The organism is Afipia sp. GW822-FHT03D08, from assembly GCF_058801645.1.
In genome coordinates this window covers 1,305,356-1,326,531 of record NZ_JBXANK010000001.1, presented here as the reverse complement: position 1 = coordinate 1,326,531, position 21,176 = coordinate 1,305,356, and the positions used below count along the sequence as shown (strand labels likewise).

Annotated in this window: 22 protein-coding genes and 1 pseudogene; 18 read left to right on the top strand and 5 right to left on the bottom strand. The window is 63.3% G+C overall.

Annotated features, from left to right (window positions below; translation table 11 throughout):
- Positions 1–3: 3 nt before the first annotated feature.
- Complete coding sequence (locus AC1RM7_RS06610; RefSeq protein ID WP_006021306.1) at positions 4–1,359, bottom strand: 3-carboxy-cis,cis-muconate cycloisomerase; 1,356 nt, start codon at positions 1,357–1,359, stop codon at positions 4–6.
- Between the two features lie 201 nt (positions 1,360–1,560).
- On the opposite strand from AC1RM7_RS06610, the gene AC1RM7_RS06605 reads away from it, so the two are divergent.
- The 14 genes and pseudogenes from AC1RM7_RS06605 to AC1RM7_RS06540 form a co-directional block, all read left to right on the top strand.
- Positions 1,561–2,010, top strand: a complete 450-nt coding sequence (locus tag AC1RM7_RS06605; RefSeq protein ID WP_006021305.1) for an SRPBCC family protein — start codon at positions 1,561–1,563, stop codon at positions 2,008–2,010.
- A 207-nt stretch (positions 2,011–2,217) separates the two neighbouring features.
- Complete coding sequence (locus AC1RM7_RS06600) at positions 2,218–2,703, top strand: (2Fe-2S)-binding protein (RefSeq protein WP_006021304.1); 486 nt, start codon at positions 2,218–2,220, stop codon at positions 2,701–2,703.
- A 26-nt stretch (positions 2,704–2,729) separates the two neighbouring features.
- Positions 2,730–3,536, top strand: coding sequence for an FAD binding domain-containing protein (locus AC1RM7_RS06595; protein WP_006021303.1), 807 nt, complete (start codon positions 2,730–2,732; stop codon positions 3,534–3,536).
- 19 nt (positions 3,537–3,555) lie between these two features.
- Positions 3,556–4,464: an AAA family ATPase gene (locus AC1RM7_RS06590; protein ID WP_006021302.1), complete on the top strand. Its 909-nt coding sequence runs from the start codon at positions 3,556–3,558 to the stop codon at positions 4,462–4,464.
- A 20-nt stretch (positions 4,465–4,484) separates the two neighbouring features.
- Positions 4,485–5,681 (top strand): vWA domain-containing protein, encoded by a 1,197-nt coding sequence (locus AC1RM7_RS06585; RefSeq protein ID WP_024919013.1) that lies wholly within the window; start codon positions 4,485–4,487, stop codon positions 5,679–5,681.
- Positions 5,682–5,692: 11 nt separating this feature from the next.
- A complete protein-coding gene (locus AC1RM7_RS06580) occupies positions 5,693–6,022 on the top strand; it encodes an XdhC family protein (protein WP_492839395.1) in 330 nt (109 codons plus the stop codon).
- Positions 6,019–6,729, top strand: a complete 711-nt coding sequence (locus tag AC1RM7_RS06575) for an XdhC family protein (protein ID WP_006021299.1) — start codon at positions 6,019–6,021, stop codon at positions 6,727–6,729. Before AC1RM7_RS06580 ends, AC1RM7_RS06575 begins: the two co-directional genes overlap by 4 nt.
- Entirely contained in the window at positions 6,726–8,330 is a 1,605-nt protein-coding gene (locus AC1RM7_RS06570) for an NTP transferase domain-containing protein (protein ID WP_024919014.1), read from the top strand. Before AC1RM7_RS06575 ends, AC1RM7_RS06570 begins: the two co-directional genes overlap by 4 nt.
- Positions 8,331–8,399: 69 nt before the next feature.
- Complete coding sequence (locus tag AC1RM7_RS06565; RefSeq protein ID WP_051472466.1) at positions 8,400–8,810, top strand: DUF4189 domain-containing protein; 411 nt, start codon at positions 8,400–8,402, stop codon at positions 8,808–8,810.
- 143 nt (positions 8,811–8,953) lie between these two features.
- Positions 8,954–9,664 (top strand): TetR/AcrR family transcriptional regulator, encoded by a 711-nt coding sequence (locus tag AC1RM7_RS06560; protein ID WP_024919016.1) that lies wholly within the window; start codon positions 8,954–8,956, stop codon positions 9,662–9,664.
- Positions 9,661–10,434, top strand: coding sequence for an HlyD family secretion protein (locus tag AC1RM7_RS06555; protein ID WP_024919017.1), 774 nt, complete (start codon positions 9,661–9,663; stop codon positions 10,432–10,434). Before AC1RM7_RS06560 ends, AC1RM7_RS06555 begins: the two co-directional genes overlap by 4 nt.
- A complete protein-coding gene (locus AC1RM7_RS06550; protein ID WP_024919018.1) occupies positions 10,431–11,372 on the top strand; it encodes an ABC transporter ATP-binding protein in 942 nt (313 codons plus the stop codon). Before AC1RM7_RS06555 ends, AC1RM7_RS06550 begins: the two co-directional genes overlap by 4 nt.
- On the top strand, positions 11,369–12,517 hold the full coding sequence (locus tag AC1RM7_RS06545; RefSeq protein ID WP_024919019.1) for an ABC transporter permease: 1,149 nt from the start codon (positions 11,369–11,371) through the stop codon (positions 12,515–12,517). Before AC1RM7_RS06550 ends, AC1RM7_RS06545 begins: the two co-directional genes overlap by 4 nt.
- 20 nt (positions 12,518–12,537) lie before the next feature.
- A pseudogene (locus AC1RM7_RS06540) lies at positions 12,538–12,701 on the top strand (adenylate/guanylate cyclase domain-containing protein); the annotation flags it as partial.
- Between the two features lie 80 nt (positions 12,702–12,781).
- On the opposite strand, the gene bcsS reads toward AC1RM7_RS06540, so the two are convergent.
- The 3 genes from bcsS to AC1RM7_RS06525 form a co-directional block, all read right to left on the bottom strand.
- On the bottom strand, positions 12,782–13,543 hold the full coding sequence (gene bcsS, locus AC1RM7_RS06535; RefSeq protein ID WP_034459060.1) for a cellulose biosynthesis protein BcsS: 762 nt from the start codon (positions 13,541–13,543) through the stop codon (positions 12,782–12,784).
- Positions 13,544–13,684: 141 nt separating this feature from the next.
- On the bottom strand, positions 13,685–14,146 hold the full coding sequence (locus AC1RM7_RS06530; RefSeq protein WP_006021291.1) for a DUF488 domain-containing protein: 462 nt from the start codon (positions 14,144–14,146) through the stop codon (positions 13,685–13,687).
- Positions 14,147–14,168: 22 nt separating this feature from the next.
- Positions 14,169–14,972, bottom strand: coding sequence for a DUF72 domain-containing protein (locus AC1RM7_RS06525; RefSeq protein ID WP_024919021.1), 804 nt, complete (start codon positions 14,970–14,972; stop codon positions 14,169–14,171).
- A 296-nt stretch (positions 14,973–15,268) separates the two neighbouring features.
- On the opposite strand from AC1RM7_RS06525, the gene AC1RM7_RS06520 reads away from it, so the two are divergent.
- From AC1RM7_RS06520 to AC1RM7_RS06505, 4 genes are all read left to right on the top strand, one after another.
- Complete coding sequence (locus AC1RM7_RS06520) at positions 15,269–16,381, top strand: glycosyltransferase (protein ID WP_024919022.1); 1,113 nt, start codon at positions 15,269–15,271, stop codon at positions 16,379–16,381.
- Positions 16,378–17,880, top strand: coding sequence for a glycosyltransferase family 39 protein (locus AC1RM7_RS06515; protein WP_024919023.1), 1,503 nt, complete (start codon positions 16,378–16,380; stop codon positions 17,878–17,880). Before AC1RM7_RS06520 ends, AC1RM7_RS06515 begins: the two co-directional genes overlap by 4 nt.
- 137 nt (positions 17,881–18,017) lie before the next feature.
- Positions 18,018–18,311: a hypothetical protein gene (locus AC1RM7_RS06510; protein ID WP_024919024.1), complete on the top strand. Its 294-nt coding sequence runs from the start codon at positions 18,018–18,020 to the stop codon at positions 18,309–18,311.
- A gap of 225 nt (positions 18,312–18,536) precedes the next feature.
- Entirely contained in the window at positions 18,537–19,655 is a 1,119-nt protein-coding gene (locus AC1RM7_RS06505; RefSeq protein ID WP_024919025.1) for a DUF2778 domain-containing protein, read from the top strand.
- Positions 19,656–19,673: 18 nt separating this feature from the next.
- Here the strand turns inward: AC1RM7_RS06505 and AC1RM7_RS06500 are convergent, their stop codons facing one another.
- Entirely contained in the window at positions 19,674–20,852 is a 1,179-nt protein-coding gene (locus AC1RM7_RS06500) for an acyltransferase family protein (protein WP_024919026.1), read from the bottom strand.
- Between the last annotated feature and the right edge of the window lie 324 nt (positions 20,853–21,176).

The following is a 21,176-nucleotide window of genomic DNA, read 5'->3' as shown; positions in this document are numbered from 1 at the left end:
TTGTTATTCGCTGGCCAGCGATGCCAGCAGCCGGTCGATCAGCGTTTGCGCGACGCCCTGATAGGCCATCGGATCAAACAGGCCCTTGAGCGTATCGGCGTCTATGTGGGTCGTGACACGGGTATCTTCCGCAAGAACCTCGTGCAGATGCCGCCGGGTCTCGATCGCCCTGCGGCTTGCGGCCTCGACGATGTGATGCGCTTCGCTCTTGCCGACCTTTTCCGCCAGCGCCATCGATACGGCCTCGGCCATGACAAGACCTTGAGTCATGTCGAGATTGGCGCGCATCCGCTCGGGATCGACCTCGAGTCCCTCTGCGATCTCTGCAATCGCCTCAAGCGCCCCCGATGTGACCAGTTGCAGCGTCGGCAATGTCGGCCATTCGGCATGCCAGGGGCCGGCGCTGCGCTCATGATCCTGAACCTGAGCGGCCATGATCGTCGCTGCAAGATTCGGCGCCATGGTCGCGGCCGCCAGTACTCTTGCGGCGGCAACCGGGTTGCGCTTGTGCGGCATCGTCGACGACCCGCCGCGGCCTTCGTCCGCGGGCTCAAAGGCTTCCGCGACATCGGTCTGCATCATCAGCGAGACGTCGCGGGCGATCTTGCCGCAGGTGCCGGTGAGAATCGCCAGCGCCGACGCCACATCCGCGATTCGGTCGCGGTGCGTATGCCATGGCGCATCCGGCAGCGGCAGCAGCAATTCCTGGGCGAGCTGTTCGGCGACCTTGAGGCCGTTGTCGCCAAGGGCGGCGAGCGTTCCGGCGGCACCGCCGAATTGCAGGGCGAGGGTTTCGCGGCGGAGCCGCTTCAGCCGCTCGCGCGACCGATGCAGCGCCGCGGCGTATTCCGCCAGCTTCAATCCGAACGGCATCGGCAGGGCATGCTGCAACCAGGTGCGCGCAACGACCGCCGTCTCGCGGTGCCGGATCGCCAGGCGGGCAAATCCTGCAATCGCGCGGTCGAGATCCGCGATCAGGGCGTTGAGGGCAGCACGCAGGCCCAGCATCGTGGCGGTATCGATCACGTCCTGGCTGGTCGCACCCCAATGCACATAGCGCGCAGCAGAGGGGTCCAAGGTGGCGACCTTCGCGGTCAGCATCTTCACCAGCGGAATCGCCAGATTTCCGGCTTGTACCGCAGCCTCGGCAAGCGCTGCGCGGTCGAACGATTCGGCATGACAGGCTTTCGCGATACTGACCACGGCGCTCGCTGGAATGATGCCGACCGCTGCTTCAGCCCGCGCAAGGGCGTGCTCGAAGTCCAGCATATGCTGCAAATAGACTTCATCGTCGCACACGGTGCGCATGGCGGCGCTCGACAGCAAGGGCGCGAGCAGGGGCGGCAGGGAGGAACTCATGATGCGCGGACCCTATCCAAGCCATGCAGGTGTGCCAATAGCGCGATACCCATTGCCGGAAGCGCCGCAACATTTCCCGGGCGCATTGCGTAAGTTTTGCAACGCTCCTTCCCCCACGATACCCTTTCCTTTGCGGGCGCTGTATTCTAACTGAGACCGGCAGAGCCGCAGGACGCGGTTAAAGAACGAGGAGGCTTGCACATGGCGATGACGATGACGGGCGAGGTGCAGCTTCCTGCTTCCCGCGAAGTGGTGTGGGCCAAGCTCAACGATCCGGCCGTTCTGAAGGCCTGCATTCCGGGCTGCGAAGAACTGAATGTCGCTGGCGAGAACCAGTTCGAGGCCGTTGCCAAGATGAAGGTCGGGCCGGTGTCAGCGCGCTTCAAGGGCAAGGTCACGCTCAGCGATTTCGACCCGCCGAGCAGCTACAAGATTTCCGGCGAAGGCGAGGGCGGAGTCGCCGGGTTCGCCAAGGGCGGCGCGACGGTCGCGCTGGCCGAAAAGGATGGCGGCACCCTGCTGAGCTATAATGTGGAGGCCCAGATCGGCGGCAAGCTCGCGCAGCTCGGGCAGCGGCTTATCAACGGCGCGGCCAAGAAGCTGGCCGATGAATTTTTTGCGAAGTTCGCCGACGCGGTGAAGACGGGCTGAGGCCGTTTCGGCATATCAGGTCCTCGTACAAATCAAGCCTTCTTGTTCGGAAGCGGCGCGCCATGAGGTTGCTCATTGCCGCAATGGCCCATATTATGAATTTGGAACCATTATAAACGCGTTTTGCGCCGCGCCATGCGGTGCTGCGTGAGTCCCAGAACTTGAGTCCCACAATCTGGGCGCCAAGCTGAAAACAAGAGAGTGTTGATGGCCAAGATTTCACTGATCGTGAACGGCAATCCCGTGACAGGGAAAGTCGAACCGCGCACGCTGCTCGTCCAGTTCTTGCGGGAGCATCTGCGGCTGACAGGCACCCATGTCGGCTGCGACACCTCGCAATGCGGCGCCTGTGTCGTCCATCTCGACGGCAAGGCCGTGAAGTCGTGCACCACGCTGGCGGTGATGGCCGACGGGCACGAGGTCAAGACCATCGAGGGTCTTGCTGCCGACGGCGCTCCGCTGCACCCGATGCAGGAAGCCTTCCGCGAGCATCACGGATTGCAGTGCGGCTTCTGCACGCCGGGAATGATCATGACTGCGGTCGATCTCGTGCATCGCAAGGGCCACGACCTGAGCGACGAAGTGATCCGGGAAGAACTCGAAGGTAATTTGTGCCGTTGCACCGGTTACCAGAACATCGTCTTGTCGATCGCAGCCGGCGCCAAGGCGATGGCCAAATCCGATCTCGCGTAACCGACGCCGTTCCCGAAGGACCGCTCATGTACGATTTCAAATATCATCGTCCGGGGACTGTGCGGCAGGCCGCCAATCTTCTCGTCAAGAACGAGGACGCCAAGCTGATCGCCGGTGGTCACACGCTGGTGCCGGTAATGAAGCAGCGGCTCGCCAGCCCGCCGCATCTGGTCGATCTCAGCCACATCGAAGGGCTTAACAGCATCGAGATGAAGGGCCGCAATCTGGTGATCGGTGCGACCGCTACCCACGCGGAGGTTGCGAACTCCGCCGTTGTCGGCGAAGCGATCCCGGCGCTTGCGGAGCTTGCCGGTCTGATCGGCGATCCCGCCGTTCGCCACAAGGGCACCATCGGCGGCTCGCTCGCCAACAACGATCCGACGGCGGATTATCCCGCTGCCGTCACGGCGCTGGGTGCGACCATCGTCACCAACAAGCGCCGGCTGAAGCCGGAAGAATTCTTCCAGGGCCTGTTCACGACCGCGCTGGAGCCGGACGAGATCATCACCCGCGTCATGTTTCCGCTGCCGAAAAAGGCCGCGTATCAGAAATTCCGCAATCAGGCGTCGCGTTATGCTCTGGTCGGCGTGTTCGTCGCGCGGCGTCCGTCGGATGTCCGTGTTGCAGTGACCGGTGCGGGCGGTGACGGGGTGTTCCGCGCCACCGAGTTCGAAGAAGCGCTGAAGAAGCGGTTTTCGGCGAAGTCGCTCGAGGGGCTCACGGTGTCTGCCGATGGCCTCAACAGCGACATTCACGGCAGCGCCGAATATCGTGCGCATCTGATCGGCGTGCTTGCGCGCCGTGCTGTGGAAGCCGCGACCGCGAAGAGCTGAATTTGGAGTCTGTGTGAGCATGAGCAAAATTCCCGCATCCGTCGATGCAACGCTCGATCTGCTCACCAGCCGTGGCTATCTCGCGGAGCGCTCGCTGGCGACGGTGGTCTACCTGTCGCTCAAGATGGGCCGCCCGCTGTTTCTCGAAGGCGAAGCCGGCGTCGGCAAGACTGAGATTGCAAAGGTTCTCAGCGCTGCTCTCGGGCGCAAGCTGATCCGCCTGCAATGCTATGAAGGCCTCGACGTCGCGTCCGCAGTCTACGAGTGGAACAGCGCTGCGCAGATGATCGCCATTCGTCTGGCCGAGGCCAGCGGTGAAACCGACCGCGAGCAACTGTCGGCCGACGTGTTCGCGGAAAAGTATCTCATCAAGCGGCCGCTGCTTCAGGCGCTGGAGCCGGATGTCGCCGGACCGCCGGTGCTGCTGATCGACGAACTTGACCGCGCGGACGAGGCCTTCGAGGCGTATCTGCTGGAAATTCTCAGCGACTTTCAGGTCACGATTCCGGAATTCGGCACGGTGAAAGCACCGCAGCCGCCGATCGTCATCGTCACGTCAAACCGCACCCGCGAGATCCATGACGCCCTCAAGCGCCGCTGTCTCTATCACTGGGTCGATTACCCCTCTGCCGAACGCGAGCTTGCCATCGTCAAGTCGCGGGTGCCGAATATCGGCGCGAAGCTGTCGGAGCAGGTGGTCGGATTCGTGCAGGCGCTGCGCGAGCAGGATCTGTTCAAGGTGCCCGGCGTCGCCGAGACCATCGACTGGGCGACGGCGCTCACCGAACTCGATGCCCGCTCGCTGACGCCGCAGGTGGTGGGCGATACGCTTGGTGCGCTGCTGAAGTATCAGGATGATATTGCGCGCATGCAGGGCCCGGCACTCGACAAGGTCATCAAGGAAGCCGTCAGCGATCCTGCGGCCTGAACGCGCTTTCGGGAATCGTCATGCCAGATGACATCGAGACCCCAACGACCGGATTGATTGCGGACAATGTTATCGGCTTCGCGCGTGCGCTGCGCGTCGCCGGGTTGCCGATCGGGCCGGGTGCCGTGATCGATGCGCTGAAGGCGATGCGGCTGATCGATATCGGCAACCGCGCCGATCTGTTCACCACGCTGGAATCGATTTTCGTCAAGCGCCATGAGCACGCGCTGATTTTCGCGCAGGCGTTCGACCTGTTCTTCCGCCGCGCCGAAGGCATCGAAAGCATGCTCGACTCGGTGCCGCTGCCACCCGAAGCGCAGAAGCCGCCGCCGCCCGCCTCGCGTCGTGTTCAGGAAGCCTTTGCGCAGAGCCGCAACATCGAAGGACCGGAGATCGAAGAGAAGGACGTCCAGCTTTCGGTGTCCGATCGCGAGGTCCTTCAGCGCAAGGATTTCGCGCAGATGAGTGCCGCCGAGATCGCGGAAGTGACCCGCGCCATCGCGAAGATGAAGCTCCCGCAGGCTGAACTGCGCACCCGCCGCTTCAAGCCGGACGCGCGGGGCCAGCGGCTCGATCTGCGGCGGACGCTGCGTGGCAGTCTGCGCACCGGCGGCGAGATTGTAAAATTCCAGCGGCTCGGGCGCATCGATAAGCCCGCACCCATTGTGGCGCTGCTCGATATTTCCGGCTCGATGACCGACTATACCCGTCTGTTCCTGCAATTCCTGCATGCGATTACCGACGCGCGCAAACGCGTCTCGGTGTTTCTGTTCGGCACGCGTCTGACCAACGTGACGCGTGCGCTGCGCGCCCGCGATCCTGACGAGGCGCTGGCGGCATGCTCAAGCAGCGTCGAGGATTGGGCCGGCGGGACGCGGATCGCGACCTCGCTGCACAACTTCAACAACCTCTGGGGCCGCCGGGTGCTCGGGCAGGGTGCCATCGTACTCCTGATTTCCGACGGGCTGGAGCGAGAGGCCGATTCCCGGCTGGAATTCGAGATGGACCGGCTGCATCGGTCGTGCCGCCGCCTGATCTGGCTCAACCCTCTTCTGCGTTTTGAGGGCTTTGAAGCCAAGGCGCAGGGCATCAAAATGATGCTTCCGCATGTTGATGAATTCCGTCCCGTGCATAACTTGAAGTCCATGGAAGGGCTGATCGGCGCACTGACCGCGGACCAGCCGCCCCGCCGGATCGAAACCCGCTCCGCAGCTTGAGGAATCGAACCATGCTCAACCGCGACGACGACATTCTGAAAGCCGCTGAGACCTGGATGAAGTCCGGACACGGCGTGGCGCTCGCCACCGTGGTCGAGACCTGGGGCTCCGCGCCGCGCCCGGCGGGATCGAGCCTCGTCATCAATGACGATGGGACGTTTCTCGGCTCCGTCTCCGGCGGCTGCGTCGAAGGCGCGGTGGTCACCGAAGCGCTCGATGTGATCGCCAGCGGCAAGCCGAAGATGCTGGAATTCGGCGTCGCGGATGAGACCGCGTGGAATGTCGGGCTGTCGTGCGGCGGCACGATCCGGCTTTTCGTCGAGAAGGTGGGCAACTCTTGAAACAGAATACGCTGGCTGAGCTGAACGCCGAGCGCGCGGCGCGCCGGGCCGTGATCGTTGTGACCGATGTCGTCAGCGGCGATCAGCGCCTCATCAAGGCCGCGGACATCGCAGCCGATCCGCTGCACGCCGAACTCGACAAGCATCTGCGCATGGGCAAGAGCGGCATGATCGAGAGCGACGGCAGGAAGCTGTTTCTCAATGTCTATGCCCCGACCGCGCGCCTGGTCATTATCGGCGCGGTCCACATCAGTCAGGCGCTGGCGCCGCTGGCGCAGTCGCTGGACTACGATGTGTTCGTGGTCGATCCGCGTACGGCCTTTGCCTCGCCCGAACGTTTTCCCGATGTGCCGCTGTTTGCGGATTGGCCCGATGTGGCGCTGCCGCCGCTCAACATCGACCGCTACACGGCGTTCGTCGCGCTGACCCACGATCCCAAGATCGACGATCCGGCGCTGTTGCATGCGCTTGAACGCGACTGTTTCTACATCGGCGCGCTGGGCTCGCGGAAAACGCATGGCAAACGTCTCGAGCGGCTGAAGGCCCAGGGTGCGAGCGACGCCGCGCTGGCGCGCATTCATGCGCCGATCGGTCTCAATATCGGCGCGGTGTCGCCCTCGGAGATCGCGGTTGCGATCATGGCCGAGATCACGGCGCGGCTGCGGCTTCCTGCCGACACGCCGCTCAAGACGAAGTCAGCGGCATGAAATTCGGTCCTGTTGCGCCGGAAGACAGCATCGGCGGCGTCACCGTTCACGCCATCCGTCAGGGGCCGCTTGTCCTCAAGAAGGGCACCGTCATCGGTGCGGCTGAGGTCACGGCGCTGAAACACGCAGGCGTCAAGGAAATCGTCGTCGCGCGCCTCGACAAGGACGACGTGTCCGAGGACGAGGCGGCCGCCAGTATCGCTGCGGCGGTGGCGGGCGAGGGCGTCAATGTCGAGCGCGCCTTTACCGGCCGCGCCAATCTGTTCGCGGCGGAAGCCGGCGTGCTGGTGGTGGACCGCGAGGCCGTCGACCGCATCAACCGGGTGGACGAAGCCATCACCTTCGCCACGCTTTCGGCGTTCAAGCCGGTGGTGGCCGGTGAAATGATCGCCACCGTCAAGATCATTCCGTTCGGCCTCGAGGCGAAGCTGCGCGACGCTGCGGTGGTCGCCGCCCAAGCTGGGCGGATGCGGGTCGCGCCGTTCACGATCAAGCGTGTCGGGATCGTCTCGACGATCCTGCCGGGGCTGGCCCCGAAGGTGATCGAGAAGACCTTGCGCGTCACCGAGGAACGTCTCGCGCCGACCGGCGCACGCATCATCGGTGAGCGCCGCGTCCCGCACGATGAAGGCGCGCTTGCGCCGGCGATCGAAGAACTGCTCGGGCTCGGTGCCGAACTGGTGCTGGTGTTCGGCGCCTCCGCCATTGCCGACAGGCGGGATGTGATTCCGGCGGCGATCGAACGGATCGGCGGGGCGGTCGAGCACTTCGGCATGCCGGTCGATCCCGGCAATCTCATGCTGATCGGAAACGTCAGGAATTTTCCGGTCCTCGGCGCGCCGGGCTGCGCGCGCTCGCCGAAGGAAAACGGGTTCGACTGGATCCTGATGCGGTTGCTGGCGGGGCTTCCGGTCACCCGTGCGGATGTCACCGGCATGGGAGTCGGTGGGCTCCTGATGGAAATCGTGACACGGCCGCAGCCGCGCGTGCCAATCGAGGCCGACGGCAATCGCAAGGTCGCTGCCGTGATCCTCGCCGCCGGGCGCTCCACCCGGATGGGCGGACCGAACAAGCTGCTGGCCGAACTGAACGGCAAGAAGCTGGTGCGGATCGTCGCCGAGCAGGCGCTGGCCTCGAAAGCATCGTCTGTCATTGTCGTCACCGGCCATCAAAGCCTCGAGGTCGAGGCGGCGCTGAAGGGGCTGAAAGTCGAATTCGCCCGCAATCCAGATTTTGCCGAAGGTCTTGCGACGTCGGTGAAAGCCGGCATCGGTGCGGTGCCTGACACCGCCGATGGCGCGGTGGTCTGCCTCGGGGACATGCCGCTGATCGACGCCAAACTGATCGACCGCCTGGTGGATGCTTTCGCGCCGGATCGCGGTTCGCTGATCGTGGTGCCGGTAGCGGGCGGGCGTCGCGGTAATCCGGTGTTGTGGTCGCGGAGATTCTTCCCGGAATTGATGACGCTCGACGGCGACATCGGCGCGCGGCATCTGATCGCCCAGCATGCCGAGGCGGTGGCGGAAGTCGAGGTCGAGGGCAAAAGCGCCTTTCTCGATATCGATACGCCGGAAATGCTGGCGGACGCGCGGCGCGGCTAGCGTTTACCTCTTTCCTTTCCACCCTGTTCACCAAGTTGAAACGCCCTCCCGCCTAATGTCCTTTCCGGAATGACCTCGGGGGAGGGGACGTTGACGGCTTTCGTGGCGGCGCGTTGCCGCGCACTTTTTGTTTTTGCTTTGGTTTCAGCTTTTGCCGCCTATCTCGTCACAACACCGGCTTCCGCGGCCGGCGCGCTGGCGATTGGCAAGTGCGGCGCCTATGGCCAGGCGTTCGATTATCCGGCCGAGCAGGCTGCGCGGGCCGCGGCCCTCAAGCAGTGCAAGGGCGATTGCTCCGCCGTGACCATGAAACGCGCCTGCGCCGCGCTGTCGCTCGATATGACCAAGCCTTGCGGGGCTCACGGCTACGCTGTTGCTCCGCGCATCTCGACCGCGCTCAATGACGCGATGAAGAAGTGCTACGCTTTCGGCGGCAAGGAATGTGTTATCCGCGCCTGGGCTTGCGACGCAAAAGGCTAGTTTGCGGCTCCGCGCGGCCTTGCCGTTGCCCGAGGCGGCCAAGTCTCCTGTGTAATATTCTTATAATTCAATGACTTGTGCGATTTCTTAAAACGATTGTCTTTATCCTTGAATATGACTGACCAGTCAGTCATATTCAAGGAATGGCAAAACGACCTCTGATCAGCACCCGTCTCGTCAAAGATGAACCCGCGCGCGGTGCGCGAACGCGCGCGTCCGCAGATCGCACTGCGCCATCGCGCCCGTCAAAGCGCGCGGTCGGCGCGACCGAGCGGCGGGCTGCGATCATCGCAGCAGGTCTCGATGAATTCACCGCGAAGGGCTTTGCCGCAACGCGCCTCGACGATGTGGCCAGGCGCGCGGGTGTCGCCAAAGGCACGATCTATCTGCACTTCAAGGACAAGGAAGCGCTGTTTCAGGAACTGGTGCGCACCGCGCTCGGACCATTGATCACACGGATTTCGAATCCGCAGATCGGGGCGGGCGCAGGATCGGCGCGCGCGGCGATCGAATCATTGGCCGAGACGTTTGCCCGCGATGTCATCGGCACAAAACGCGCCGATATCGTGCGGATGATTATTTCCGAAGGCACGCGCTTCCCGCAGCTTGCGGAATTCTACTACCGCGAGGTGGTTGCACACGGCATCGCCGGAATGCGCAAGCTGATCGAATACGGCGTCGCACGCGGTGAAATCCGTAACCCGGGGCTGGCGGAATTTCCGCAACTTCTGGTCGGGCCGCTGGTTGTTGCGGTGATCTGGCAAGGTCTTTTCGGCAAGCAGGCACCGCTCGATGTTGCCGCGATGCTGCGGGTTCATCTCGATCTGATTTTCAATGAAGGGAAAGCGACATGATTGCGTCGCGAAGCATTTCACGGGGCCTCGTGCTTTTGCTGGCCTCGATAAGTCTGGCCGGTTGCTGGGATTCCAAAAATCCCGGCTATCAGGGATGGGTCGAGGCCGACATGATCTTCGTCAGCCCGGACGAGCAGGGGCGTGTGGTCAAACTCAATGTCCGTGAGGGCGACAAGGTCGAGGTCGGCATGCCGCTCTATGCCGTCGATGACGATCTTCAGCAGGCCGCGCTGAACCAGAGCAATGCCACGCTCGCCAACGCGCAGCAGGCCTACGATCGCGCGGCGTCTCTGAGCAAGACCGGCTCCGGCACACAGGCCAATTTCGATTCCGCGCTGGCCGGGCTGCGCGTTGCCGAGGCACAGGTGAACACATCGCAGACGCGGCTGGCGCGCCGGCGCATGAACGCGCCCATCGCCGGCACGATCCAGCAGATCTATTTCCGTGAGGGCGAAACCGTTCCCGCGCAGAAGCCGGTGGTGTCGATCCTGCCGCCCGGCAACATGAAGGTTCGCTTCTTCGTGCCGGAGCCCGAGTTGCCGAAGTTGAAGGTCGGCGAGGACGTTCGCGTGACATGCGACGGTTGCGCCAGCGATCTGACCGCGAAGATCTACTTTATCGCGACCATGGCGGAATACACGCCGCCCGTGATCTACAGTCTCGATGAGCGCTCGAAGCTGGTCTATCTGATCCAGGCGCGGCCGAACAAACCGGATAGCCTGCGCGTCGGTCAGCCGGTCAGCATCTTCACAGACGGCAAGACGCCGTGAGCACCGACACCGCACAATCCGGTATCGCGATCGAGGTCCATGGCCTGTCGAAATCGTTCAATGGCCGTGAGGTGGTGCACGACCTGTCGATGCAGGTGAAGCGCGGCTCGATCTACGGATTTCTCGGTCCCAACGGCTCAGGAAAAACCACGACCATCCGCATGCTCTGCGGCCTGCTGACGCCGGACAGCGGCGAGGGGACATGCCTCGGCTACGACATCCGGCGCGATGCCGACAAGATCAAGCGGCGCGTAGGCTACATGACGCAGCGCTTCAGCCTCTATCAGGACCTGTCGGTGCGCGAGAACCTGGAGTTCGTCGCGCGGCTTTACGGCGTGCCGGACCCGCGCGGCGCGGCGCGCGAGATGATCAAGCGGATCGGGCTGTCGGGGCGCGAAGAACAGCTTGCCGGCGAACTGTCCGGCGGCTGGAAGCAGCGGCTTGCGCTGGGCGCGTGCACATTGCCAAGTCCGCAGTTGCTGTTGCTCGACGAGCCGACTGCCGGTGTCGATCCCAAGGCGCGGCGCGAATTCTGGAACGAGATCCATGCGCTGGCGGCGGAAGGGCTCACGGTGCTGGTCTCAACGCACTACATGGACGAGGCCGAGCGATGCCACGAGATCGCGTATATCGCCTACGGCAACCTGCTGGTGCACGGCACCGTCGAAGACGTCATCGCGAAGTCGGCGCTGACGACCTACACCGTGACCGGCGAGGGATTGAACAAGCTGACTGCCGATCTCACCGGCAAGCCTGGGGTCGATATGGTCGCGCCGTTCGGCACCAGTCTGCATGTGTCGGGACGCAATGCGGCAGCGCTTGAGGACGCAATCGCGCCATACAGGTCTGGCGGCGATACGACGTGGCACAAATCCGAACCATCGCTCGAAGATGTCTTCATTGAGTTGATGAGCCGCTCGAAGGATAACTTCCAATGAGCGCAACCGAAACAAGCAACGGCGGCGCGCGCGGCTTCTGGCAGCGCACCTATGCGATGCTGGTGAAGGAGTTCCTTCAGCTCCGCCGCGACAGAGTCTCGTTCGCGATGATCGTGATGCTGCCGATCATGCAACTCCTGCTGTTCGGCTATGCCATCAATACCACGCCGCGCAATCTGCCGACCGCCGTGCTGTTGCAGGAGGACAGCGACCTCGGACGCTCGATCCTGAAGGCGCTGCAGAACACCGCCTATTTCCGCTTCACGCGCGAGGTTCACACTGTCGCTGAATTCGACAGTCTGCTCGAGTCCGGCAAGGTACTGTTCGGGGTCGAGATCCCGCGCGGCTTCGAGCGCGCCGTTCGGCGCGGCGACAAGCCCGCGCTGCTGGTGGCGGCGGACGCCACTGACCCTGTAGCGTCCGGCTCTGCGCTCGGCGCGCTGGGGCAGATCGCGCAGTCGGCCCTCAAGCATGATCTTTACGCCGGCGATCCGCCTTCGATGCCGTTCGAAATCCGCGCCCATGCCCGCTATAATCCGGCGGCGGAGTCGCGGCTGAACATCGTGCCGGGTCTGGTCGGGACGATCCTGACCATGACGATGCTGATCTTTACCGCGCTGTCGGTGACGCGCGAAATCGAACGCGGCACCATGGAAAACCTGCTGGCGATGCCGATCACTCCGGTGGAGGTGATGCTCGGCAAGATCATTCCCTACGTGCTGGTTGGTTTTCTCCAGGCCACCATCATCATCGGCATCGGCTACTTCCTGTTCCAGGTGCCGATCCTCGGCAGCTTGTGGATGCTGGCGCTGCTCTCGACACTGTTCATCGCGGCCAATCTGTCGATCGGCTACACGTTCTCGACCATTGCGCAGAACCAGCTTCAGGCGATGCAGATGTCGATGATGTTCTTCCTGCCGAACATTCTTCTGTCCGGATTCATGTTTCCATTCGCGGGCATGCCGGTCTGGGCGCAATGGATCGGCGAGGCGCTCCCGCTGACCCACTACATCCGCATCGTCCGCGCCATCATGCTGAAAGGCGCGTCGCTGGAGAACCTGCAGTATGACGCCATCGCTCTGTGCGTGCTGGTGCTGGTCGCCATGAGCATCGCTGTCACGCGATTCCGGCGCACTTTGGATTGAGGCCGCTGGCCGACGTGTAAGGCAATATCGGATCGCCGCGGCGCGAGGAATACACCATTCGCAGTTTCTGATCTCGTCGGCCGTCCGCGAATCTCTCGGCGCAGCATGCGCCGACGCGGTCTCGCTCGGCGAGGTCGCGGTGAAAGGCTACGAACAGCCGATGGCGGTCTGGCGTCTGGGTTGACCGGTTACGCGGTTGCCGGTTTCCGATTTGGCCGCTTCAACGGTCCTTAGGTTTGGAATCGACCAAAGTCCAGACCTGCGCTACCGGCGCGTGAGCACACCGATGCGCCCATAGACTCCGGAGCGATGGCTGTTGTCCTGGACATAGCCTGCGCCGAGCGACCACTCGAAAGCCGACATTTTGAACGATGTCAGGTGGGCGCCGATCCGGTACTGCCGATAGACCGCATCCCCCGACGTTTCCACTTCGGGTCCCGCCCAGAACCGATCCATGACGCGCCAGCCGGCAGCGCCGCGCACACCGAAGCTGTTGCCGATGGTCGAGCCGGAGATCGACGATGCCAGCATCATTGTCGCTGTCGGCTCCCACCACAGGTCCGCGGCGACACGCAGTCCGACATGATTGCCGCGCAGACCGTTTCCTGGATCGTCCGGAGAATAGCGATGGTTCTGGACATCGGGACCGGCGAAGACCTTGATTTCGAAGTCGCCGCGCTTGATCCGCCAGCCCGGCAGGACGGCGCCGAGCAGTCCAGTTCCGCGAATGTTGTTGCTGCCGGCGAGATAACGGTAGCTGCTTTGCGCAAGGAGCAGCTTGAGGGTGAAGCCATCCTGATTGAGGCCACCGGGTGCCCACTGAAGGCCGCCGTAGAAAGAGCCGCCACTCCGCCAGAGATCGAACCCGCTGAAATAGAGAAACTTCTCGGGATATGCGCCGCCGCTGAGAGCGCTGGCCGGTGGCAGCAGAAGATCATTCAGGGGATCGGCCGCAGTTGGAGAGCCTCCGCAAAGCAACGCGGCGGCGGCGACGCAAAACGCGCGCACCCTTCCAACGCAACGCATGGAGCCCCCAAGCCCCGGACACAAAAATACTTACGTAAAAATGCCTCGTGATTAGAGCGTCAAAGGGGGAGTTCGTCTAGCGAACGAGCGGGAACGCGCCGTGAACGGGCTGGAAAAATTTTCCGCCAGCCTGTGGATAACTCAGAACTGCGGGGCGACCAGGTTTTCGATCTTCACGCCTTCGCGGTCCTCAATGATCTCGGCAATGAACTTGCGATGGCAGGCTGTGTGATCGCGCTCGTAACAGAGAATACAGACCGGTCCGGCTTTCATCACCAGTGCCGCAAGCTCATCCATCTCCGCGCGCGCCTGCGGGGTTTTCAGATGCGCGTGATAGATTTTCGACAGCGCCTTCATGTCGCCGCTGCGCGCGGCTTCGCGGCCATCCTTCGGTGTGCCGAGGCCCCGCAGATGGACGTAGGATATGCCGCGCTCATCAAGACCAGCGGCAAGCTGGGTCTTCGAGAAGCCGGGACGGCGCGATGATGCGATCGCCCGCACGTCGACGAGGAGCTTCACGCCCGCGTGTTGCAGTTCATCGAGAACTGCCTTCGGCGGCGTTTGTTCGTAGCCGATAGTGAAGAGCTTTTTGGCTTTGGCCATGCTGTCTCCCGTCCTCGTTCGCTCACGTCACGCGCTCGATCAATTCCATCGCCCCAGCCGGAGCCCGGATTTTCCCCTCGTGGATCACATAGGCGAATACATCGCGGGGTTCTTTCTTCGGCGGCGTCTTGTCGGAGCGGGCAAGGTCATCCGGCTCGCTGCCCTGCGCCCACAACGTCAATCGCTTCGCCCATGCATCCAGTTCCTTGGGCGGGTAGGCGGTCTTCACCGTATCCTTGCCGGTTTGGAGGCGGACGTAAACGAAATCGGAGGTTATGTCTGCGATCGCCGGATACTTCGCATGATCGGCGTAGACCACCGCGACGTTATGTTTGCGCAGCAGCGCGATGAACGCCGGCGTGCAGAAACTGTCATTTCGCACTTCGACCACATGGCGCAGGGTGAGGCCGTCGAACTTGCGTGGCAGCAGGTCAAGAAAGGCGCCGAAGTCGGCTTCGTCGAATTTTTTGGTCGGCGCAAACTGCCACAGCACGGGGCCTAGCCGGTCGCCCATTTCCGTGACGCCGGAATCGTAGAACCTCTTGATGGAATCCCCGGCCTCAGCCAGCACGCGGCGGTTGGTGGCGAACCGCGGGCCCTTGACCGAGAAGACAAAGCCGTCCGGGACCTCGCTGGCCCATTTGCGGAAGCTTTCCGGCTTCTGCGAGCCGTAATAGGTGCCGTTGATCTCGATCGAGGTCAGCTTGGAGGCGGCGTAGGACAGTTCTTTCGCTTGGGTCAGCTTCTCCGGATAGAACACGCCCCGCCAGGGCGCGAAGGTCCAGCCGCCGATCCCGATATGAATTTGACCTGATTTCTTAGCCATTTCCCGTTTCCCTTGGAGACCCTTGCGGAACGCCGGTTGCGTACCTATCTCGTTTCTATCGGCAATGTTGCAGCTTCCGCTCCATTGCCGGGACGACCACGAGAAGAACCGTGAGAAGTTGAGCGCGCCGGATGTACGCGCAGACTTGATTCTCTCACTGGTTTCCCTCCGTGGTCGTTGGCATTTCTGGACCCCTGAATGCCCGGGCCACCCGATTTCCAGCCATTATCGCATCGAAATCGCGTCCCGGCAGGGCGTCTTGGCATCGTCCGGTCCCCCGGATATACGCTGGCTCCATGACTGAGGCCATCTCACCCGGGGCAGCACCTGCACGTCAATTGTGTGTCGTGGTGCCGACTTTCAAAGAGCGCGACAACGTTCCCAAGCTTTTTGCGAAGCTGGACGCCGCGCTGTCCGGCATCGCGTGGGAGGTCATCTTCGTCGATGACAATTCTCCCGACGGGACATGGGAGGTTGCGCGTCAACTGGCCCAGACCGACACCCGGGTTCGGTGCATTCGCCGGATCGGCCGTCGCGGGCTGTCCGGCGCCTGTATCGAAGGCATCCTGGCCTCAAGCGCGCCCTATGTCGCGGTGATGGACGCCGACCTTCAGCATGACGAAACCCAATTGCCCAAGATGCTCGGACTGCTGCAATCGGGGCAGGCCGAACTCGTGGTCGGCAGCCGTTATGTCAGCGGCGGCGACACCGGCAGTTTCGGGAGTGCGCGCCTTGGCGGCAGCGTGCTTGCGACCAACATCGCAAAGAAGCTGCTGCATGTCGAAATCGCCGACCCGATGAGCGGGTTTTTCATGATCCGGCGCGAACGGTTCGAGCAGCTTGCGCCGTCGCTGTCCGTGCAGGGGTTCAAGATCCTGCTGGATATCGTGGCGACTGCCGGCGGAAAGCTCCGCGTGGTCGAGGTGCCGTTTTCGTTCGGCGCGCGCCAGCACGGCGAGAGCAAACTGGATTCACTGGTCGTGCTGGACTTCCTCGGTCTCGTGCTGGCCAAGCTGACCGGCGATCTGGTGTCGCTGCGCTTCCTGCTGTTCGCGCTGGTCGGTGCAATCGGTCTCTTCGTTCACTTCGCCACGCTGTACACGTCGCTTGCGCTCAACGTCCCGTTCGCCGAAGCTCAAGGCGTCGCTGCGTTTGTCGCGATGACCGGAAACTTTCTGCTCAACAACCAGCTCACCTATCGCGACCAGCGCCTGAAGGGCGGTGCTCTCATTCGCGGTCTCCTGCTGTTCTATCTCGTTTGCAGCGTCGGGCTTCTCGCCAATGTCGGCGTTGCGGCGACCGTGTTCGATCAGGAGCCGATCTGGTGGCTCGCGGGCGCGGCGGGGGCGCTGATGGGCGTGGTCTGGAACTACGGCGTGTCCAGTCTCTTCGTCTGGCGCGCAAAATGATCTCCGAGACGAAACTGGCGCGCGGTGCGGCTTTCACCGTGGCCGCGCTGGTGCTGCTTCGTCTGGTCGCGGCGGCGTTCACGCCGCTGACCTTTGACGAGGCGTACTACTGGACATGGTCGAAGCATCTGGCCGGCGGGTACTACGATCATCCGTCGATGGTCGCGGTGGTGATCCGGCTCGGCACGATGATCGCGGGTGACACGGAATTCGGTGTTCGCTTGGTATCGATCCTGCTGGCGCTGCCGATGAGCTGGGCGGTCTATCGCGCCGCGCGGATTCTGTTCGATGATGCGCGGATCGCCGCGACGGCGACGATCCTGCTCAACGCCACCCTGATGGCGTCGGTAGGCACCACCATCGTGACGCCGGATGCGCCGCTGATGGTGGCATCGGCCTTTGTCCTGTACTTCCTCGCAAAAATTCTGGAGACCGGCCGCGGTATCTGGTGGCTTGGCGTCGGCGCAGCGGCGGGCTTCGGACTGCTCTCGAAATACACTGCGCTGTTTTTCGGCGCGCAGATCCTGCTGTGGCTGGTGCTGATGAAGGACCAGCGGCGGTGGCTGGCATCGCCGTGGCTTTATGCCGGCGGCATCGTCGCCGTTGCGATCTTCTCACCGGTGATCCTGTGGAATGCCGATCATCAATGGGTGTCGTTCATCAAGCAGCTTGGCCGCGCGCGCGTCGCGGATATGACGCTCAAATATCTCGGCGAAATGATTCCGACGCAGTTCGCATTCGCAACGCCGTCCGTATTCATTCTTGGTGTGCTCGGCCTCTACGCGCTGGCGCGGGGCAGGGCGGCGAACGCTGCAAGCGCCACGCTGATCAACATCAGCGTCTGGATGATCTTTCTCTACTTCGTCTGGCACTCGCTGCACGCCCGCGTGGAGGCCAATTGGCTCGGACCGATCTATCCGGCATTCGCGATCGCAGCCGCATTCGCCGTGTGGGGCACGACATGGAAGGCGCGCGAGCAGCGTACGGTGAACTGGTCGCGCCGTTTCGCGCTGCCGATCGGCGTAACTTTGTTCGTGGTTTTGATCGTCCAGACCAACACCGGGCTGCTCACCGGCTTCCGCCGCGATGCCACCGTGCGCAGCGTCGGGGTCGGCTGGCCTGAACTGGCCAGGGAGATCGAAGCGCTTCGCATCAAACAAAATGCAAGCTGCGTGCTGGCGGCGGACTACGGCACCACGTCATGGATGATGTTCTATCTGCCGAAGGGGACATGTGTCGCGCAGTTCCAGCAGCGCTATCGCTGGACTTTCATGCAGGAGCCGGATGCGAATCTGCTGAAGGGCAAAGCGCTGCTGATTGGTCCGGTGGATTCCAGTCCGTATTACCGCGCGAGGTATGTCCGCTCCGAGAAACTGGCCGAACTCACCCGCAAGCGCAGCGGCGTCGGCTTCGAGACCTACCAGGTCGACCTGCTCGACGGCGTGAAAGGCGAGACGCTCGACCGCTCGCCGGCGCCCGAGCTCGGCGGACATCAATAAAATCCGCGTTCCGTTGCTTCCCAAACGTTGCCGCCGCGCGCTCATTATTTGCGCGCGATGCGGAGAAATGATGCGGGAACGGCTTTGACGGCCGATGCGTTGGCTCACTACCATCGATCTATCCAGGGAGGCGGTCCATGGGGAAGGTTGCCGGTTTTGTTGCGTTGGCCGTCGTTGTCTGCGTGCAGCCGTGCTTCGCGCAGGGAACCGAGCAGGAGCGCGAGGCCTGCACGCCGGATGCCATGCGCCTGTGCGGACAGTTCATCCCCGACGGCGGCCGTGTCGAGACTTGTCTGCGGAACGCGGGCCCGCGGCTCAGCCCGGCTTGTTATGCGGTGTTCAATCCGCCGCGCGCGGCGAACCAGCCGCGGTCCGCGCAACAGCCGTCCCGGAAAGCGCCTCCGCCGCCGCCCGATGACGACGAGGATTGATGGAACCCGGCTGGTCTGAGGGTCTGCCTTACATCTGCCCTCACTTAATCCGCATTTAACTAAATGCCGCCTTAATGCCGCTCCGCACCTTTGCGAGATGTCGCGTGGGGAACTCCAAGCTCCGCAAGGCAACTGACGCTGGCTCGCTTTCGCATGCGCTGTTCGCGCGTGAACTGCCGAATGCAGCCAGCGGAACAAGGTGGGATTGTTCTGGATGCAAGGCGTATGAGTACCAGTTCTGTCGCGCGTACCGGCTTCACGGCCCATCACCACGGACGTTCCAAGAGAACCTCCAGCCCTTTGAATATTGCAGGCGGCGCAGCGATTGCGTTCGTGACGCTTGCCTGCGGCTGGACGCTCTACAGCAATGTGTTCGGCAGCAACCCATTCGGCACCGGCTATGAATTGGCGTCGCGCGATGCGCGTGTCGTGTTCGTCCCCGCAGGCCCCGGCCTCGACCAGCAGGCGTTTGCCGATCGCTTTACCGCGCTCACCGATGTTGCCGCCGACGAGCCGCCCGCACTCACCGTCGAGCAGAAGAACTACGCCGCGCTGATGGACGTGACCCATTCGCTCGGCGCGCCGCCGGTGACGTTCAAGCCGACCGTCGTCGCTGCGCCCGACACGCCGAAGCCGGGCCCGTCGCGGGCGGAGATCGCCAGGGCGCCCGATGTCGCGCTGCCGCCGACGACACCTGCGCGCGTCGCCAGCATTCCGCTTCCGGCTTCGCGCCCGGGCGACTTCAAGTTCGCGCAGCAGCCCCGCGTCAAGCCCGGCCACTCCGAGATGGTAGAGCGGGCGAAGAACGCCGCGCTCGCGGCGATGGCCTCCAAGACGCCGAGCCTGTTCGACAAACTGTTCGGCAAGACACCCGCGCCGGGTCCCGTGCTAGCCTATGCCGGCTCCGATGGCGGCGTGATGAACGATGGCACCTCGGCAACCCCGGCGGGTTCGAGCGAAGACGACAAGCTCACCGCGATCTACGACATCACCGCGCGCACCGTGTACATGCCGGACGGCTCGAAGCTGGAGGCGCATTCCGGCCTCGGATCGAAGCTGGACGATCCGCGCTACGTCAATGTCCGCATGCACGGCGCGACGCCGCCGCACATCTACACGCTCAAGCCGCGCGAATCGCTGTTTCATGGCGTGGCGGCGCTGCGGCTGACGCCGGTGGGCGGCGAGGGCGCGATCCACGGCCGCACCGGACTCCTTGCGCACACCTACATGCTCGGGCCGAACGGCGATTCCAACGGCTGCGTGTCGTTCAAGGACTACAACGCATTCCTGAAAGCCTATCAGCGCGGCGAAGTGCGCCGCCTGGTCGTCGTCGCGAGCATGTAACCGCGCGTAGGACCTGCATCATTGCGACAGCGCGGGCTTCGCCGCTGCGCTGTCCGGCGCACGGGACACGGCGGCGGGCGCGGTGCTCATGCCGAGCAGCCAGCGCATCGGCCGCCATGGCCGGATCAGCCAGTGATATATCGCCAGCGAAACCGCGATGGTCGCGAGCAGGATCACCGTAACCTTGCTCCAGACCGGCAGCGGCAGGTTCATCACCTCGACGCCGATCAGCAGCAGCACCGCATGGTGGATGATGTAGACCGGCAGCGTGGCCGCGGCGAGGTATGTCAGCGCCGGCGTGGCGACGGCGGGCTTGAAGCGAATGGCGAAGCCGAGCGCGGCGCAGACGCAGAACCACGCCGTCAGTCCGACAAACACGCGTCCCGGCGTGGAGACGCCGAAATACGCCACGCCGGCGAAGGCCAGCGCCATCAGGACGGCGAAGCGCGGCGCCTGCGCGCGTAACTGCACGTCGATCCCCGGCCATGCCGCGATCATGGCGCCGAACGTCATATACATCGCGAAGTAAAAGAAGTTGGTCCAGTCGCCGATCAGGTTCGGCAGGAACGGCCAGTAGCCGTCAAACGCCGCGAGATAGAGGCCGAGCGGCAGCGCGGGCAGAAACAGCACCGCGGCATTCAGCTTCGACGGGTCCGGCGCGCGGCGCGCCAGCAGCACCAGCAGCGGCAGAAGCATCAGCGAGATGATGAGGAGGTAGCCGAGGAACCAGAGATGCGACCATGTCAGCAGGTTCAGGATGCCGAGATTGCGCGGGAAGAAATCGAAAAAGCCGAGCGGGACGCTGGGGTCGACATCGAGCATCTGCTGCAGGGTGCGGGCCTTGCGCAGGCCGTGGAAGCCGAAATCGCGGCCCTGCATCATCTCGATGTATTTGATGATGGTGCCGGAGGTCACGACCCCGAAGAGCAGCGGAACGAACAGCCGCACCACGCGGGTCCTGGCGAATTCCAGCGGCCCGCGCGAACGCAGCGAGGCCACCGCCGTATAGCCCGCGATGGTGAAGAACGTCGCCATCGCCGAGATGCGGATGAACTCGGTCGCGAGGGTGGCGAACTGCGACGGCTCCGCGCTCTTGATGTGATAGTTGGGGTCCGCCGAGAAAATGATGAGCGCGTGCGCCAGGATGACAGCCGCACACAATGCGATACGCAACACCTCAAGATCAGTCCGGCGCATGGTGCTCAACGTTCCCGAAAATCCGCGAAATACAGGGTTTGTGAAAAGCCGCGCATCTTATCCGGCGGGCTCACGGGAGGGCAAGGCGCGGGGGCTTCATTCCCGCGTGAGGCGTGATCGCTCTCCGGTCGTCCCCGCGAAGGCGGGGACCCATACTCCCTGAACCATCGTGTTGTTGGGAGCGGGACAACTCTTTCCTTCGTCATCACAACGCTTAGTGGTTATGGGTCCCCGCCTTCGCGGGGAGGACATCGAGGGTGGGGCAACATGGCGTGTCCGCGTCATCCTGAGGTGCGAGCCGCGTTTGCGGCGAGCCTCGAAGGA

Bases quoted from the DNA above. Each gene is read 5' to 3' on its own strand.
- bcsS (WP_034459060.1), bottom strand. From the start codon at position 13,543: ATGCGTTGCGTTGGAAGGGTGCGCGCGTTTTGCGTCGCCGCCGCCGCG.
- AC1RM7_RS06590 (WP_006021302.1), top strand. From the start codon at position 3,556: ATGAGCAAAATTCCCGCATCCGTCGATGCAACGCTCGATCTGCTCACC.
- AC1RM7_RS06555 (WP_024919017.1), top strand. From the start codon at position 9,661: ATGATTGCGTCGCGAAGCATTTCACGGGGCCTCGTGCTTTTGCTGGCC.
- AC1RM7_RS06545 (WP_024919019.1), top strand. From the start codon at position 11,369: ATGAGCGCAACCGAAACAAGCAACGGCGGCGCGCGCGGCTTCTGGCAG.
- AC1RM7_RS06565 (WP_051472466.1), top strand. From the start codon at position 8,400: ATGACCTCGGGGGAGGGGACGTTGACGGCTTTCGTGGCGGCGCGTTGC.
- AC1RM7_RS06595 (WP_006021303.1), top strand. From the start codon at position 2,730: ATGTACGATTTCAAATATCATCGTCCGGGGACTGTGCGGCAGGCCGCC.
- AC1RM7_RS06570 (WP_024919014.1), top strand. From the start codon at position 6,726: ATGAAATTCGGTCCTGTTGCGCCGGAAGACAGCATCGGCGGCGTCACC.
- AC1RM7_RS06610 (WP_006021306.1), bottom strand. From the start codon at position 1,359: ATGAGTTCCTCCCTGCCGCCCCTGCTCGCGCCCTTGCTGTCGAGCGCC.
- AC1RM7_RS06605 (WP_006021305.1), top strand. From the start codon at position 1,561: ATGGCGATGACGATGACGGGCGAGGTGCAGCTTCCTGCTTCCCGCGAA.
- AC1RM7_RS06530 (WP_006021291.1), bottom strand. From the start codon at position 14,146: ATGGCCAAAGCCAAAAAGCTCTTCACTATCGGCTACGAACAAACGCCG.
- AC1RM7_RS06515 (WP_024919023.1), top strand. From the start codon at position 16,378: ATGATCTCCGAGACGAAACTGGCGCGCGGTGCGGCTTTCACCGTGGCC.
- AC1RM7_RS06525 (WP_024919021.1), bottom strand. From the start codon at position 14,972: ATGGCTAAGAAATCAGGTCAAATTCATATCGGGATCGGCGGCTGGACC.
- AC1RM7_RS06560 (WP_024919016.1), top strand. From the start codon at position 8,954: ATGGCAAAACGACCTCTGATCAGCACCCGTCTCGTCAAAGATGAACCC.
- AC1RM7_RS06585 (WP_024919013.1), top strand. From the start codon at position 4,485: ATGCCAGATGACATCGAGACCCCAACGACCGGATTGATTGCGGACAAT.
- AC1RM7_RS06510 (WP_024919024.1), top strand. From the start codon at position 18,018: ATGGGGAAGGTTGCCGGTTTTGTTGCGTTGGCCGTCGTTGTCTGCGTG.
- AC1RM7_RS06500 (WP_024919026.1), bottom strand. From the start codon at position 20,852: ATGCGCCGGACTGATCTTGAGGTGTTGCGTATCGCATTGTGTGCGGCT.
- AC1RM7_RS06600 (WP_006021304.1), top strand. From the start codon at position 2,218: ATGGCCAAGATTTCACTGATCGTGAACGGCAATCCCGTGACAGGGAAA.
- AC1RM7_RS06580 (WP_492839395.1), top strand. From the start codon at position 5,693: ATGCTCAACCGCGACGACGACATTCTGAAAGCCGCTGAGACCTGGATG.
- AC1RM7_RS06505 (WP_024919025.1), top strand. From the start codon at position 18,537: ATGAGTACCAGTTCTGTCGCGCGTACCGGCTTCACGGCCCATCACCAC.
- AC1RM7_RS06520 (WP_024919022.1), top strand. From the start codon at position 15,269: ATGACTGAGGCCATCTCACCCGGGGCAGCACCTGCACGTCAATTGTGT.